Genomic DNA, 14,382 nt, shown 5'->3' with positions numbered 1-14,382 from the left:
AAACGTGACATGTCACGCTTACTAATTTTTCATTACCTGTACTTAAAACCTAAATAATTCATGAATGCGGTCAACAAAACGCTATGGCACGGAATCTGGCAGGTTACAGCAAATGAATGAAGGTTAGGAACATACCAAAGTACGTGACTAACCTTATGAATGCAGTCAATAACGCTACGACGTGAAGTATGACGGGTTACTTGATGACTCGCAGTGATGGCCTACCCTTCGGTGGCGGCGGTGGTGGCTCATCATCTGATGAAGATGACGGCTCACTTGTTGGCTCTGATTCATGAACTAACGTTATGCCTTCCGTTGGATTGCGTTCAACCACCTCAAGCTCACCAGATAGCTGGTCTTCGTAAGCAGCTTCAGGCTCAAACATCATACCCGCACCATTCTCACGGGAATAGATAGCAATGATAGCCGCCATCGGAACATATACCTGACGAGGTACACCGCCAAAACGGGCATTAAAGCGCACTTCGTCATCGGTTATCTCAAAGTTACCGACTGCACGTGGAGCCACGTTCAACACAATTTGCCCATCACGAGCAAATTCCATCGGTACATTGATATTAGGGACATTGACATCAACCACCAAATGCGGCGTCATATCGTTATCGAGCAACCACTCGTAATGCGCACGTAACAGATAGGGGCGTCGGGGTGTCATTGGTGCCATTTCCATCATACTTAGCCTCGCGCAGATAGACGCATTTCGCGTTCTAGCTCAGTCAGTGAAGCCAAGAATGCATCGCGTTCGAATACACGCTGCATGTACATTTGTAGATGTTTGCTACTTGATGGCTTCAATTCAATACCCAGTACAGGTAAACGCCATAATAGCGGTGCTAGGTAGCAATCGACTAAGCTGAATTCATCACTCATAAAGAAAGGCATTTCAGCAAATACAGGAGAAATTGCAATTAATTCTTCTGCTAGCTGACGGCGTGCATGGTCGGCTTCCTGCGCACTTCCTTTCTCAATTTTATTCATCAGTGAATACCAGTCTTTTTCAATGCGGTGCATCAATTGGCGACTTGTACCGCGCGCAACAGGATAAACAGGCATTAAAGGTGGATGAGGGAAACGCTCATCAAGGTATTCCATGATAATGTGTGGGTCATATAGGGTCAGATCACGGTCAACAAGCGTTGGCACGCTCTGGTATGGGTTTAGATCAATCAGATCTTGAGGCAGATGACCTTGTTCGACATGCTCAATCTCAACGCTAACCCCTTTTTCAGCCAAAACAATACGTACTTGATGACTAAAAATGTCGGTTGGGCCTGAAAATAATGTCATTACCGAACGTTTGTTAGGAGCGACAGCCATTAAAACCTCCAAATTGCATAAAAATGAATTAAACTGTAATTAGTTTTTTAATAATTACGAGCCCATTCACTTTAAAATCCCCAGTGCAAGAACCTTCATCTATCCATATCGAAAGTCAGCACAACCCTCTCGCGACAATAAAGCGAGAAATAACAAAATAAAAAGCAGTCGCGTATTCTAGCAGATTTTGCACTACTTAGGGGGGCATAGGTGAAAAAATCATAACTTAATATTATTTAGAATAAATACCGAACCAAAAATTAGAATATAAAATTAAATAGTTATGATTATTCAGTGATAAAACCTTGGATAAAACTCTAGACTTACCATTTTAAAATATAAATGTCATCTTAAAATAATGAATTACCGCGAGCTAACCTTTCCTATAGTCGCTTTATATTCGCAATACGTCAAGCCACGGTACCTTATTGTAAAAAATAGGTTGTAAATTAAATTACCGCCCCAGCTGACCTTGGCATTTTCATTTTCATTTTCATTTTCACCAATACGACTCAAAATTCATGGGAGTTAACTGTGGTGTTATTTTGATGAAAAAAGCATGACAACTAGAAATATATACCATAATTAGGTCACGAGATGTTCCATATTTCCAACATCGGCCAGGTAATTTGAAGAGGGAAATAAAATAATCTTATTTTTTAATTAAGATGTTAAGAGTCCGGCATTCGAGGGTTGCATGCTTATTTTAGATAATAAAAAACCCGTCATAAAGACGGGTTTTTTCATCAATTTTATACCCAAAGGGTAATAAATTAACGCTTGGAGAACTGTGGACGACGACGCGCTTTGCGTAGACCCACTTTCTTACGTTCAACAGAACGCGCATCACGAGTAACAAAACCAGCTTTACGCAGATCAGAACGAAGAGTCTCATCATAAGCCATCAGTGCACGAGTAATACCGTGACGGATTGCACCAGCTTGACCTGAAATACCACCACCTTTAACAGTGATGTACAGATCAAATTTTCCTAACATTTCAACCAATTCTAACGGCTGACGAACGACCATGCGCGCAGTTTCGCGACCAAAGTACTGTTCCAGCGTACGCTGATTGATTGTAATGTTACCGCTACCTGGCTTAATGAAGACACGAGCGGAAGAGCTTTTGCGGCGACCAGTGCCGTAGTATTGATTTTCAGCCATTGCCTATAATCCCGATTAAATGTCAAGAACTTGCGGTTGTTGTGCCGCGTGGTTGTGCTCGTTACCTGCGTAAACTTTCAGTTTACGGTACATTGCACGACCCAGAGGCCCTTTTGGCAACATGCCTTTAACCGCGATTTCAATCACACGCTCAGGACTGCGAGCAATCATTTCTTCGAAAGTCGCTTGCTTAATTCCACCTACATGGCCTGTGTGGCGATAGTAGATTTTGTCTTCGCGTTTATTGCCGGTAACAGCAACTTTTTCTGCGTTAAGAACGATGATGTAATCACCAGTATCAACGTGCGGAGTATACTCCGGCTTATGCTTACCGCGCAGACGGCTAGCAATTTCTGTTGCAAGACGGCCTAAAGTTTTGCCATCTGCATCAACAACGTACCAGTCACGTTTTACGGTTTCTGGTTTAGCTGTAAAAGTTTTCATTAAAACTTACCCAATATTGAAGTTACACGTTTGTGAACACTCATGTTCATAAGCTTTGTGAGGTTCACATGACTCTTGTCCAGCAAACCCACCCCTTCGAGCAGCCTAGCCGGCATTATGCGATATTTTTTGGGAAATAAAAAACATCGCTGTAACGTGGGGTCGCAAGATTATAGAGAAGTCAGCGACAAAAATCGACCCCAAAAACACTTTTTTTCTATATGTTCAAATAATAGATGTATTTGTGTGCAAATATTAACCAACACACTGCATTTATACTTTTAGGCCAAATGAGGAATTTTTAAATATTCTTCACTTTGCATTTCTTGCAAACGAGAAAGGCAGCGTTGGTATTCAAAGGCTAACAGCTTACCTTGATAAAGTGATTCCATTGGTACTTCCGCATTAATAATCAACTTCACCTTTCGTTCATAAAATTCATCGACCAACGCTAGAAAACGTCGTGCTGCGTTTTCTTCTTTAACGCCCAATACAGGAACATCGTAGAGCAGCACGGTATGATAACAGTTTGATAAAAAAATATAGTCGTTTTGACTACGAGGTTCTTCGCATAACGTCTTGAAGCTAATTGCCAACACACCTTCTGCTGAGTTAATCGCCTGCATTTTTCGATGATTCACTTCCAACATAGGTTGTTGCTCACCACGTTTGCCTGCTAACTTAACGAAGGTTTCATTAAGATGTTGGCGGCTACCTTCGTCAATAGGTGATAAAAAGAGGTGAGCTTGCGTTAATGTTCTTAATCGGTAATCAACACCCGCATCGACATTCATCACTTCACAATATTTTTTAATTTGCTCAATTGCTGGTAAGAATCGGGCACGTTGTAAACCATTACGATACAGATCATCAGGGATTATATTTGAGGTTGCAACTAGGGTGATCCCGCGCGCAAATAAGCCTTCGAGTAACGTTCCTAAAATCATTGCATCCGTAATATCTGAGACAAAAAATTCATCAAAACAGAGAATATCTGTCTGCTTTTTAAATTCATCAGCAATAATATCTAGTGGATTTTCTTGGCCTTGAAGCGCCATCAAATCCTCCTGAACTTTCTTCATAAATCGATGAAAGTGTAAACGTAATTTGCGATTCCCCGGCAGGCTTTCATAGAACATATCCATGAGCCAAGTTTTACCTCGCCCAACACCACCCCACATATAAAGTCCTTGTACGGGTGTATGCACTGCTGTTTGCGTTTTGCCGAGTAGACGCCCTAAACGCTTTTTAAAACTGGAGGGCTTCTCATGTTGTTGTTCACTGAAAGATGTAGCAATCAACTGCTGATAAATTTCATCTAAACGTGCAACGGCACGTTTCTGCACATCATCAGGCTGGTAATTACCTTCAGCAAGAGCCTGTTGATAACGCATAGTAGGGGTAATCGGCGACATTAACTGAATAATCCTTAAAAATTTCGGTTTTTTTTCCGTTATATGATATACACTGCCCTTATTATAACCAGATTCAACTTATCACTTAACGTCCGGTTAACAAATACTAAAAGAGTAAGGAATTTACCCTTAGTATTCCACTTTTTAGTTATTAACAGGTATATACTCGTCATACTTCAAGTTGCATGGAGTGTGCTACAAATGTCAATATATTGCAGCACTCAGCGCCCCGAAATACAGTTTACTATGCTCATCGGGCTTTTTTCATAGAAATAGTGTTGCTTGCTGTCTACATGCATTTTGTATTATTTTGAGTATAGTTATAGATAACCAAGCTTAATTTCTGCGAACAGTGAAGTAAACGAAGGAGTCAGCATGACCTGGGAGTATGCACTAATTGGATTAGTAGTTGGTTTCATTATCGGCGCATTGGTTGTCCGTTATGGGAACCCAAAACTTCGCCAACAAAAAACAGCGCAAGCTGAATTAGATAAAAAAAGCACCGAGCTAGAAGAGTATCGTAAAGAACTCGTCAGCCACTTTGCCCGTAGTGCAGAGTTACTTGATAAAATGGCTCGTGATTATCGTCAACTTTATCAACATATGGCGCAAAGTTCTTCTGAACTGATGCCTGACTTACCAGCGCAAGACAACCCATTCAGTTATCGCTTAACCGAGTCTGAAGCAGATAATGATCAAGCACCAGTGAAAATGCCACCAAGAGATTATTCTGAAGGTGCATCAGGGTTATTTCGTCCATTAGACGAAAAAGAGAAGTAATCTTTCATTTTAATTCACCAGTAAGCAATTTACTGGTGAATTCCAAATATAGTTTTTATTCTAAGCATAAATAACGAGTTTGCTGCTATTTAACTATCAGTTAAATATATTCTACAAAATATCCATCCATTTAAAATATTTCTTTTTATTTCAAAAGTGTATAGAAATTAAAATCTCATCTATAGCCCATGTAAATAGATGTAAAAGAATGGATAACTGCTACCCGTTGCCTGAACTTTTGCGCATAATCCGTGGTCATAAACATCAGTAAATTAAATCTGATATGCAAAAGATATCTTGATTCGTGTAGCTATCGCTACAACCTGATAAATTTTATTCTTGAGAGAATATACAGAATGATGAAAAGAAAAAGTTTTTTTCTCACTGCAGCTGCATTGAGCCTAGGGTTATCCCTTTCAGTATTACCTTCAATTAGCAGTGCTGCTTTACCGGCTACACTACCTGCATCAGCACAAAGCCAAAATTTACCAAGCTTGGCACCAATGCTTGAAAAAGTACTTCCTGCTGTCGTTAGTATTCATGTTTCAGGGACTCGTGTACAAAACCAACAGATACCAGAAGAACTGAAATTTTTCTTTGGTCCAAATCTGCCTCAACAACAAAGTACTCGACCGTTTGAAGGCTTAGGATCTGGTGTCATCATTGATGCTGTGCAAGGTTACATTTTAACCAACAACCATGTTATTGATGGCGCTGATAAAATTCAAATTCAGCTAAATGATGGCCGTGAGATTGAAGTTAAACTGATTGGTAAAGACGCACAAACCGATATCGCTTTGTTGAAGATTACCAATGATAAAGATATTAAAAATCTAACTGCAGTTAGCATTGCAGATTCAGATAAACTACGTGTCGGTGATTTTGCAGTCGCTGTTGGTAACCCATTTGGTCTTGGTCAAACAGCTACTTCAGGAATTATATCTGCACTGGGACGTAGTGGCTTAAATCTAGAAGGGTTAGAAAATTTTATCCAAACTGATGCCTCTATTAACCGTGGTAACTCTGGTGGTGCACTAGTTAACTTAAATGGTGAATTGATCGGTATTAATACCGCAATTTTAGCACCTGGTGGCGGTAATATCGGTATTGGTTTTGCTATCCCAAGCAATATGGCAAAAAATCTAAGCGAACAACTCATTAAAAATGGTGAAGTCAAACGAGGTATTTTAGGTATTACCGGTAAAAATTTGACTTCTGATATCGCAAAAGTCTTTAATGCGAATATTCAGCGGGGTGCGTTTGTCAGTGCAGTATTACCGAAATCCTCAGCGGCTAAAGCAGGTATCAAGGCAGGTGACATAATAGTCTCTGTTGATGGTAAACCTCTCAATAGCTTTGCCGAGTTAAGAGCTAAAATTGGTACTAGCCAAATTGGTAAAGAAATTACTATTGGTTTAATTCGTTCAGGTAAACCACTCGATGTCAAAGTGGTACTAGAAAATGATGAAGGCGAAGCAACTAGAGCAGAAAAACTGAGTGAGTACTTGCTCGGTGCAACATTGTCTAATGCAACAATCAGCAATACCAAAGGTGTTCAAATTGACAGTGTTGCCCCTAAATCACCAGCTGCGGCTACTGGTTTGGCGAAAGGTGACTTAATCTTTGGTGTCAATGATATTCGAGTAGAAAACATCGATCAATTCCGTAAAGTCATTGATGCTAAACCGCCAGTTCTAGCGATGAAAGTATTACGTGGTAATGAAACGTTATATCTGCTGATGAAAAACTAATTAGCAATATCAATCGCTTTGATACCTCAAGTCATTCAAGGTGCAGTTAGGCAATAAACGGTACTATTCCGGCAATTATATTGCCTGATTCGGGTAGTAGAGTGACAAGACTAATATAACTTGAAACTTGATGAGTAAAATAGGCACAGCAAAACTGCTGTGCCTATTTTTTTGTGGTATGCTCAGGCTCCGTTTATTAACAGCTGAATATTGATATCTTATGGTGAAGAAGCTTATCTGGTCAGCAATGCTAGGCCTATTAACCGCCATTATTATTATTATTGCGGTCCCTTCCTTACGCCCACAAGGCTTCACAAACTTACTTAATGGTCAGTTAGAGAGAGAACCTGTTAGCTATAATAATGCTGTTCGTAAAGCGGCACCTGCCGTTGTGTATGTTTATAGCAGCTCTAAAGGTAGTTTTTCTCAGTCTGGTCGTGAATTAAAATCTCTTGGTTCTGGGGTTATCATGAGCTCAAATGGCTATATCATCACTAATAAACATGTTGTTGATAACCCTGACCAAATTTTAGTTGCGTTACAAAATGGTTCAATTTTTGATGCCCTTCTAGTTGGTTCTGATGTTTTAACCGATTTAGCTGTTCTCAAAATTGAAGCTGAAAAACTCCCCGTAATCCCAATCAATACAGCAAGAATAACCCATATCGGTGATGTCGTTTTAGCTATTGGTAATCCATATAATATAGGCCAAACAGTTACTCAGGGAATTATTAGCGCAACAGGGCGAGTTGGCCTAAGCTCCACCCGTAGGCAAAATTTCTTACAAACAGATGCCTCTATTAATTCAGGTAATTCAGGCGGGGCATTGATTAATAGTGAAGGCGAACTTGTTGGTATCAACACCCTCTCCTTCAGTGCTGGGCAAGGTGTTAATGCTGAAGGGTTAAGCTTTGCTATCCCAACTGAACTCGCAACCAAAATCATGGAAAAGCTTATCCGTGATGGACGAGTGATCCGAGGCTATATTGGCATTACAGCTCGTGAGTTACCTCAAATTAGAACCAGCAATAACAATATCAGCCAAATTAAAGGGTTGCGAATATTCCAAATTGCACCTAATGGTCCTGCGGCTAAAGCTGGAATTATTCAAGGGGATATCATTCTTTCCGTTGATGGCAAACCGGCTATTTCGGCTTCAGAAACAATGGATTTAGTTGCAGAGATCCGCCCCGGCACTAAAATCCCCGTAAAAATATTGCGTGATGGTGTGATTAAAAATTTCGATATCGTTATTGAAGAAGTTGCTGAAGAGCAATCAGGTTAAATTTTCTTTTTTGTCTAAAGCCTATCACGTAAATATAAAGCACCTAATGGGGTACATCAGGTGCTTTATATAGGCAATAATGACTAACTAATTATTGCTTATTCTTAATAGCTTTGGTCAACAGTGTATTATACTGCTTAGAGTTTAAATTAAACACTAGAATTATATCGAGTTTACTTAGTAATAAATTATACTCGTTAAATCATTAGGTATATATAAATAGCTTTATTCAGATGACCAAATTTAATATTCTATTATACTGGTTTATTTCTCTTACTTTTATTCTCAAGAATACTAGGTATGGATTCTATTTTTTCCGGGTATGTCACAGCAAATGAAAAAATATCCCAATCTAGCTCACTAAGCTCTAAATTATCTGAAACTATCACGCTAGGTTCCAAATCATCAGGATATATCTTTTTTAAACAAGAATTTTCATTTAACCCACCCTGTTTAATATCATGATTTTTCAAGCTATTATTTATTTCATTTGAAAGTTTCATCCTATCTAAAAATAAAGTATTAGTTTTAATCGTAAATAAACTACTCACACCATTTGATAATAACGGATTTATATTAACTGGAAATTTAGATTTTTTTGAAATATCTGCTTTCCTTTTTAGAGCTTTAAAAATTGATTCGGAAATTTTATAACTTTCATTATTTTTATCACCTTCAAAATTTATCTGATTTATGTTTTTAATTTTTGCAATAAGATTTCCTGCAGTTTTTGATGATATATTACGCCCCATTAAATTATAAATACACGCAATGGCTTTATCTGAAAAATTTATTTTCATCATTGACATTTTTAAACGTAGCTCCAAGGTTAATGTTCAAATTTATTAAGCGCTAGTACGCTAATATGAATAATTAACTATAAATAATTGAAGTTAATTATTTTTCTTTTACATTTAGTTATACACTTTCATCATATAACTGCATTGAATATGATTAGTGTTATAATACTAATTTGAACTAGCATTTATATAAAGTGATTATTCCTGAATTATATTAGATAAAATAAAATAACTTATTTGTAACATATAACCAGAAAATATTATTCATTAAATATCGCCATCACATATTTTATTCCAATCATAAATTATAGAAAAAAGTCTATTTTTTATCAAACGATACGATGAGTATAATGTAACTTGCTAAAATAATTAGGAATGATATAGATAACTAGATGAATTGATATCATGAACAAATAATTAGAACTGTACCTAGGCGATAAATGAGGTTATTAATAAGGGCTGTTGTTCTTTGCTACTTGTTTTTGCTGTGCTCATTGATTGAGATGACTGCAATATGGCGAAAAATAATTAGCCTTCAAAGATCAACAAACCCTAGTGACATATATATATCACTAGGGTCTACGAATGAAGCGAACACACTCACAAATGGCTGTATGCCAGAAATTTAATCGTCTGAATGAATACGCTCAATATTAGCACCTAAGCCTCTCAGCTTATCTTCAATGTGCTCATATCCACGATCTATATGATAGATACGATCAACCGTTGTTGTTCCTTGAGCAATACAGCCTGCAATCACCAAGCTCGCTGATGCACGCAGATCGGTTGCCATTACCTGTGCACTCGTTAATTTCTCAACACCATGGCATAACACAGTATTACTTTCGATTTCAGCATGTGCACCCATGCGAATTAGCTCAGGAATGTGCATAAAACGGTTTTCGAAAATCGTTTCAGTGATCATTCCAGCACCTTCAGCAACTAAATTCAGTAAACTAAATTGGGCTTGCATATCCGTTGGGAATCCAGGATGTGGAGCCGTCCGTAAAGTTACAGCTTTAGGGCGCTTACCTTCCATATCAAGACTAACCCAATCTTCACCGACTTCAATTTTAGCGCCTGCTTCTCGTAGCTTAGCCAAAACAGCATCTAAGGTATCAGGGCATGCATTACGACAAATGACTTTTCCTTTCGAAACCGCTGCTGCAATTAAGAAAGTCCCTGTTTCAATACGGTCAGGTAGGACACGATAAGTTCCGCCACCTAAACGCTCAACACCTTCAATCACAATACGGTCTGTACCCGCTCCTGTGATTTTTGCTCCCAAGGTATTCAAGAAGTTGGCTGTATCTTCGATTTCAGGCTCACGCGCTGCATTTTCAATGGTCGTGGTGCCTTCAGCTAATGTTGCAGCAGTCATAATTGTGACTGTTGCTCCTACGCTAACTTTATCCATCACGATACAAGCGCCTTTTAAACGCCCGTCAACTGTTGCTTTAACATAGCCATCTTCTAGAACAATATTTGCTCCTAGTTGCTCTAGACCCGAAATATGCAGATCGACAGGACGCGCACCGATAGCACAGCCACCAGGTAACGAAACTTCCCCATGACCAAAACGCGCAACCAAAGGTGCCAGCGCCCAAATTGATGCACGCATAGTTTTGACCAAATCATAAGGAGCACAGTATTCTGTAACATTACTTGCATCGACATAAATTGAGCCATTACGCTCAATTTTAGTTCCCAACTGACTCAGGAGTTTAATTGTCGTATCAATATCTCTAAGCTTAGGGACATTTTGTATTTCTACCGGCTCTTCGGCTAGTAGCGCAGCGAACAGAATTGGTAGCGCGGCATTTTTCGCACCTGATATTGACACCTCACCCTCTAAACGAGTGGGCCCTTTAACTAAAAACTTATCCATTCAGTTACTCTCGTATTTCAGATTTTAAATACTGTTCGCAGGTTTTTTATCAAAAACCATTTAGCTTGCGATCGCGTTCCCACTCAGTGGGAGTATATGTTTTAATTGAAAGAGCATGAATGCGGTTATCTGCAATATACTCCATCAAAGGTGCATAAACAGCTTGCTGCTGTTTGACTCTGCTCATATTTTCAAATATGGCACCGACGGCAATAACTTGAAAGTGATTGCCTTCGCCTTTAACGATGGCTTCATCCAGAGAAAGTTTCTCCATCAATACTTGTTTTATTTCGTTGGTTTCCATAATGACTCAATTTTATGATTATTCGTAATTGGTATAAATAGACGACTATCCTAAAGGATCCGACTCGATTCTTAAACCAAAGAAAACGCCTCTGGTGCATAAAAACACATAGAGGCGCTTTTTTTACATAAACTGACTTAATTTAGTAATAATGTTCCAACGCCGTATAGATCCATCAAGGTCATTAAATTATCACTCATTCCTACTATTTTTAATGGGCGTTGCTGTTTTTCAAACTCCCCCTTAAGGCGCACCAACATGGCAAGCCCTGTAGAATCAACGTGACTTAATCCTGACACATCGAGTTGATCAATCTTCACAAATAAAGACTGCCTTTTCTCCCAGAGCGCCATCAGTGATTCTCTGCCCAGCGTACCTGAGATGGACAGAGTATTTGCTGAGGTTTCCCATGTTAGAGCATTACTCATCTGACTATTTCTCGTCGAGCGTAATTGGAGCCTTAGCACTGATTTCAAGCTGTTTTGTCAAGCCATCAATACCTTGTTTACGTAGGATATCACCCCACTCGTTTTGCTTTGTGGTGATCATGCTGACACCTTCTGCAATCATATCGTATGCCTGCCAGTAACCTGTTTTACTATTTTTACGCCATTGAAAATCAAGGCGAACAGGTGGGCGACCATTAGGGTCGACAATGGTAACGCGGATTGCCACAATATTTTGATCACCCAGTGGTTGAGCTGGTGCAATTTGATACGTTTGACCGTGATACATTGCTAATGCTTGACCGTAAACTTGCTCAAGATAGTCTTCAAAAGCAGTAAAGTAGGCATCACGCTGAGCAGGGGTCGCATTTTTATAATAGGTGCCTAAAACTAATGCTCCAGCATATTTAATTTGCACATAAGGCAACAGTTCTTCACGTACAATAGTTCGCAAGTAATTAGGATCTTTACGAATTTGAGCCTGTTCCTTCGTCAACCTTGTAAACGTTTTCTCAGCTGCTTCATCCATCAGTTTATATGGGTTAGTTTGATCAATCGCCATTGCAAAAGGTGCAATAGCTAGCATTGCGACCATCATTAAGCGCTTAAACATAATTTATTCCTTCTAAACTTGTATTTAATGTCGAATCAATGCGTTGCAGGTTCAGCACTTTGGCTATCGCCGCTTTTATATAGGAATTGCCCAATCAAATCTTCTAAAACTATTGCTGGCTTAGTATCTTCAAGACGGCCTCCATTTTTCAAAATAGCAATACCCAGCTCTTCATCATCAGGGCCGATATTCATTGCTATGTATTGCTCACCCAATAAACCCGATGTTCTAATAGATAAGGAGCTTGAATCAGGAATATTGTTATATTCACTCAATAAATCAATTTTAACCTCAGGTACATAGTTATCTTTATTGAGTGTAATACTGGATACTCGGCCTACCACAACCCCACCCACTTTAACCGGTGAACCATCTTTTAAACCACCGATGTTTTCAAAAGGAGCAGATATTTGATAGGTTGACTGGCTACCAATTGATTTTAAATCAGCCACTTTTAGGCACAGAAAAATAATTGCGGCTATCGCCAGCAACATAAAACAACCTACCCATATTTCACTTTTTTTGCTTTGCATGACTTAGTTCCCAAACATCAGTGCTGTAAGTACAAAATCTAAACCTAAAACCGATAATGATGCATGAACAACAGTTCGTGTTGTGGCTTGGCTAATCCCTTCTGATGTCGGAATCGCATCATAACCATTGAACAAGGCTATCCAAGTCACCGCTATGGCAAAGACTAAGCTCTTGATAAAGCAGTTCACAATATCCATGCGCCAATCAATAGAAGATTGCATTGAAGACCAAAAGAACCCTTCATCAATCCCTTTCCAATCAACGCCAACGAGTGCCCCACCGAGGATACCGACAGCAACAAATATCAACGATAATAATGGCATACTAATGAAACCAGCCCAAAAACGCGGAGCAATAACTCGTCTTAGCGGATCTACAGCCATCATTTCAAGGCTAGAAATTTGCTCAGTCGCTTTCATCAAGCCAATTTCTGCGGTGAGCGCAGAGCCAGCTCGACCTGCAAATAACAGTGCTGTTACCACAGGGCCTAATTCACGTAATAGTGATAATGCCACCATCATACCAAGACTAGCTTCTGCACTAAAAGTGGTCAGGACTAAATACCCCTGCAATCCCAGCACCATACCAATGAAGAGCCCAGAAACAGCAACAATGATCAGTGACTGAACGCCAACTGCATACAATTGTTTAATCAATAATGGCCATTGTTTGGAAAATTCGGGTTTTCCAAACAATGCACGAAACAGCATATAGCCAGCTCGACCAAAAGCCGCAAAAATTTCAATCCACCGACGTCCGAAGGCAGCGATTGCCTCTACTATCATCTTATTTTACCCTAATAAATCAGCCAGATAATCATTGGCGGGGAAACGGAATGGCACAGGTCCATCAGCGATACCATCTAAAAATTGCCTAACGCGAGGGTCTTGGTTATTTCGGAGTTCATCACCAGTGCCATGCGCTATTACGTGCTGCTGAGCTACTATATAGGCTTTATCCGCAATGCTAAGCACCTCAGGCACATCATGAGAAACAACCACACACGTGACCCCCAATGCTTGGTTGAGTTCATCGATAAGCTTAACTAACACGCCCATCGTAATCGGATCTTGTCCGACGAAAGGCTCATCAAACATAATTAAATCGGGATCAAGTGCAATTGATCGCGCTAATGCGGCCCGCCTTGCCATCCCCCCAGATAATTCAGAAGGCATTAATTTAGCGGCACCACGTAGCCCTACAGCCTCTAATTTCATCATCACTGTCGTATGAATCAGTGATTCAGGTAAATTAGTATGTTCACGTAATGGAAATGCCACGTTATTGAAAACGTCCATATCCGTAAATAAAGCACCAGATTGGAATAGCATGCTCATTTTTTTACGGGATTGATAAAGTTTTGAACGCGATAAAGCAGGAATGTTATCACCATCAAACCAAATTTCACCTTGATTTGGGCGTAACTGCCCACCAATTAGGCGCAACAAGGTTGTCTTACCAATCCCCGATGGCCCCATAATGGCTGTAATCTTTCCTCGCGGTACTGTCAGGTTAATATTTTCAAATATTGTCCTAGTGCCACGAATAAAAGACATGTTACGTACTTCAATTAAGTTGTCTGTTTGTGCTTGCATTTGTTTGATAACTCGTTACTTCA

At 39.5% G+C, this 14,382-nt stretch carries 16 protein-coding genes; 3 read left to right on the top strand and 13 right to left on the bottom strand.

Annotated features, from left to right (window positions below; genetic code table 11):
• Positions 1–196: 196 nt before the first annotated feature.
• From sspB to zapE, 5 genes are all read right to left on the bottom strand, one after another.
• A complete protein-coding gene (gene sspB, locus OOA_RS13165; RefSeq protein ID WP_008912648.1) occupies positions 197–691 on the bottom strand; it encodes a ClpXP protease specificity-enhancing factor in 495 nt (164 codons plus the stop codon).
• Between the two features lie 5 nt (positions 692–696).
• Positions 697–1,338: a stringent starvation protein SspA gene (gene sspA / locus OOA_RS13160; protein WP_008912647.1), complete on the bottom strand. Its 642-nt coding sequence runs from the start codon at positions 1,336–1,338 to the stop codon at positions 697–699.
• Between the two features lie 773 nt (positions 1,339–2,111).
• On the bottom strand, positions 2,112–2,504 hold the full coding sequence (rpsI, locus tag OOA_RS13155; RefSeq protein ID WP_008912646.1) for a 30S ribosomal protein S9: 393 nt from the start codon (positions 2,502–2,504) through the stop codon (positions 2,112–2,114).
• 15 nt (positions 2,505–2,519) lie between these two features.
• Positions 2,520–2,948 carry a 50S ribosomal protein L13 gene (gene rplM, locus OOA_RS13150; RefSeq protein WP_008912645.1) on the bottom strand — a complete coding sequence of 143 codons (429 nt, stop codon included), beginning with the start codon at positions 2,946–2,948 and terminating at the stop codon, positions 2,520–2,522.
• A 281-nt stretch (positions 2,949–3,229) separates the two neighbouring features.
• The gene (gene zapE / locus OOA_RS13145; RefSeq protein WP_008912644.1) at positions 3,230–4,363 is read right to left on the bottom strand and encodes a cell division protein ZapE; all 1,134 of its coding nucleotides are present in this window, start codon (positions 4,361–4,363) and stop codon (positions 3,230–3,232) included.
• Between the two features lie 375 nt (positions 4,364–4,738).
• Here zapE and zapG point away from each other — a divergent pair, with 375 nt between their 5' ends.
• From zapG to degS, 3 genes are all read left to right on the top strand, one after another.
• Positions 4,739–5,143 (top strand): Z-ring associated protein ZapG, encoded by a 405-nt coding sequence (gene zapG / locus OOA_RS13140; protein ID WP_008912643.1) that lies wholly within the window; start codon positions 4,739–4,741, stop codon positions 5,141–5,143.
• Positions 5,144–5,502: 359 nt separating this feature from the next.
• Positions 5,503–6,894 carry a Do family serine endopeptidase gene (locus tag OOA_RS13135; RefSeq protein ID WP_008912642.1) on the top strand — a complete coding sequence of 464 codons (1,392 nt, stop codon included), beginning with the start codon at positions 5,503–5,505 and terminating at the stop codon, positions 6,892–6,894.
• Between the two features lie 220 nt (positions 6,895–7,114).
• A complete protein-coding gene (gene degS, locus OOA_RS13130; protein WP_040691459.1) occupies positions 7,115–8,179 on the top strand; it encodes an outer membrane-stress sensor serine endopeptidase DegS in 1,065 nt (354 codons plus the stop codon).
• A gap of 254 nt (positions 8,180–8,433) precedes the next feature.
• Here degS and OOA_RS13125 read toward each other — a convergent pair whose 3' ends face one another.
• From OOA_RS13125 to mlaF, 8 genes are all read right to left on the bottom strand, one after another.
• A complete protein-coding gene (locus OOA_RS13125) occupies positions 8,434–8,988 on the bottom strand; it encodes a hypothetical protein (protein ID WP_008912640.1) in 555 nt (184 codons plus the stop codon).
• Between the two features lie 616 nt (positions 8,989–9,604).
• Positions 9,605–10,867, bottom strand: a complete 1,263-nt coding sequence (murA, locus tag OOA_RS13120) for a UDP-N-acetylglucosamine 1-carboxyvinyltransferase (protein WP_008912639.1) — start codon at positions 10,865–10,867, stop codon at positions 9,605–9,607.
• Between the two features lie 49 nt (positions 10,868–10,916).
• Positions 10,917–11,171 (bottom strand): BolA family iron metabolism protein IbaG, encoded by a 255-nt coding sequence (gene ibaG / locus OOA_RS13115; protein ID WP_008912638.1) that lies wholly within the window; start codon positions 11,169–11,171, stop codon positions 10,917–10,919.
• A 137-nt stretch (positions 11,172–11,308) separates the two neighbouring features.
• Complete coding sequence (gene mlaB, locus OOA_RS13110) at positions 11,309–11,599, bottom strand: lipid asymmetry maintenance protein MlaB (RefSeq protein ID WP_008912637.1); 291 nt, start codon at positions 11,597–11,599, stop codon at positions 11,309–11,311.
• 4 nt (positions 11,600–11,603) lie between these two features.
• Positions 11,604–12,230: a phospholipid-binding protein MlaC gene (mlaC, locus tag OOA_RS13105; RefSeq protein WP_008912636.1), complete on the bottom strand. Its 627-nt coding sequence runs from the start codon at positions 12,228–12,230 to the stop codon at positions 11,604–11,606.
• Between the two features lie 35 nt (positions 12,231–12,265).
• Positions 12,266–12,763: an outer membrane lipid asymmetry maintenance protein MlaD gene (gene mlaD, locus OOA_RS13100; protein ID WP_008912635.1), complete on the bottom strand. Its 498-nt coding sequence runs from the start codon at positions 12,761–12,763 to the stop codon at positions 12,266–12,268.
• Positions 12,764–12,766: 3 nt separating this feature from the next.
• Positions 12,767–13,549 (bottom strand): lipid asymmetry maintenance ABC transporter permease subunit MlaE, encoded by a 783-nt coding sequence (mlaE, locus tag OOA_RS13095; RefSeq protein WP_008912634.1) that lies wholly within the window; start codon positions 13,547–13,549, stop codon positions 12,767–12,769.
• Between the two features lie 6 nt (positions 13,550–13,555).
• Complete coding sequence (mlaF, locus tag OOA_RS13090; RefSeq protein ID WP_008912633.1) at positions 13,556–14,359, bottom strand: phospholipid ABC transporter ATP-binding protein MlaF; 804 nt, start codon at positions 14,357–14,359, stop codon at positions 13,556–13,558.
• Positions 14,360–14,382: the final 23 nt, after the last annotated feature.

Source organism: Providencia burhodogranariea DSM 19968 (assembly GCF_000314855.2).
Taxonomy (GTDB): domain Bacteria; phylum Pseudomonadota; class Gammaproteobacteria; order Enterobacterales; family Enterobacteriaceae; genus Providencia; species Providencia burhodogranariea.
The sequence above is the reverse complement of the archived record's forward strand: the minus strand, read 5'-3'. Positions and strand labels throughout refer to the sequence as shown.

Bases quoted from the DNA above. Each gene is read 5' to 3' on its own strand.
- sspB (WP_008912648.1), bottom strand. From the start codon at position 691: ATGGAAATGGCACCAATGACACCCCGACGCCCCTATCTGTTACGTGCG.
- sspA (WP_008912647.1), bottom strand. From the start codon at position 1,338: ATGGCTGTCGCTCCTAACAAACGTTCGGTAATGACATTATTTTCAGGC.
- rpsI (WP_008912646.1), bottom strand. From the start codon at position 2,504: ATGGCTGAAAATCAATACTACGGCACTGGTCGCCGCAAAAGCTCTTCC.
- rplM (WP_008912645.1), bottom strand. From the start codon at position 2,948: ATGAAAACTTTTACAGCTAAACCAGAAACCGTAAAACGTGACTGGTAC.
- zapE (WP_008912644.1), bottom strand. From the start codon at position 4,363: ATGTCGCCGATTACCCCTACTATGCGTTATCAACAGGCTCTTGCTGAA.
- zapG (WP_008912643.1), top strand. From the start codon at position 4,739: ATGACCTGGGAGTATGCACTAATTGGATTAGTAGTTGGTTTCATTATC.
- OOA_RS13135 (WP_008912642.1), top strand. From the start codon at position 5,503: ATGAAAAGAAAAAGTTTTTTTCTCACTGCAGCTGCATTGAGCCTAGGG.
- degS (WP_040691459.1), top strand. From the start codon at position 7,115: ATGGTGAAGAAGCTTATCTGGTCAGCAATGCTAGGCCTATTAACCGCC.
- OOA_RS13125 (WP_008912640.1), bottom strand. From the start codon at position 8,988: ATGTCAATGATGAAAATAAATTTTTCAGATAAAGCCATTGCGTGTATT.
- murA (WP_008912639.1), bottom strand. From the start codon at position 10,867: ATGGATAAGTTTTTAGTTAAAGGGCCCACTCGTTTAGAGGGTGAGGTG.
- ibaG (WP_008912638.1), bottom strand. From the start codon at position 11,171: ATGGAAACCAACGAAATAAAACAAGTATTGATGGAGAAACTTTCTCTG.
- mlaB (WP_008912637.1), bottom strand. From the start codon at position 11,599: ATGAGTAATGCTCTAACATGGGAAACCTCAGCAAATACTCTGTCCATC.
- mlaC (WP_008912636.1), bottom strand. From the start codon at position 12,230: ATGTTTAAGCGCTTAATGATGGTCGCAATGCTAGCTATTGCACCTTTT.
- mlaD (WP_008912635.1), bottom strand. From the start codon at position 12,763: ATGCAAAGCAAAAAAAGTGAAATATGGGTAGGTTGTTTTATGTTGCTG.
- mlaE (WP_008912634.1), bottom strand. From the start codon at position 13,549: ATGATAGTAGAGGCAATCGCTGCCTTCGGACGTCGGTGGATTGAAATT.
- mlaF (WP_008912633.1), bottom strand. From the start codon at position 14,359: ATGCAAGCACAAACAGACAACTTAATTGAAGTACGTAACATGTCTTTT.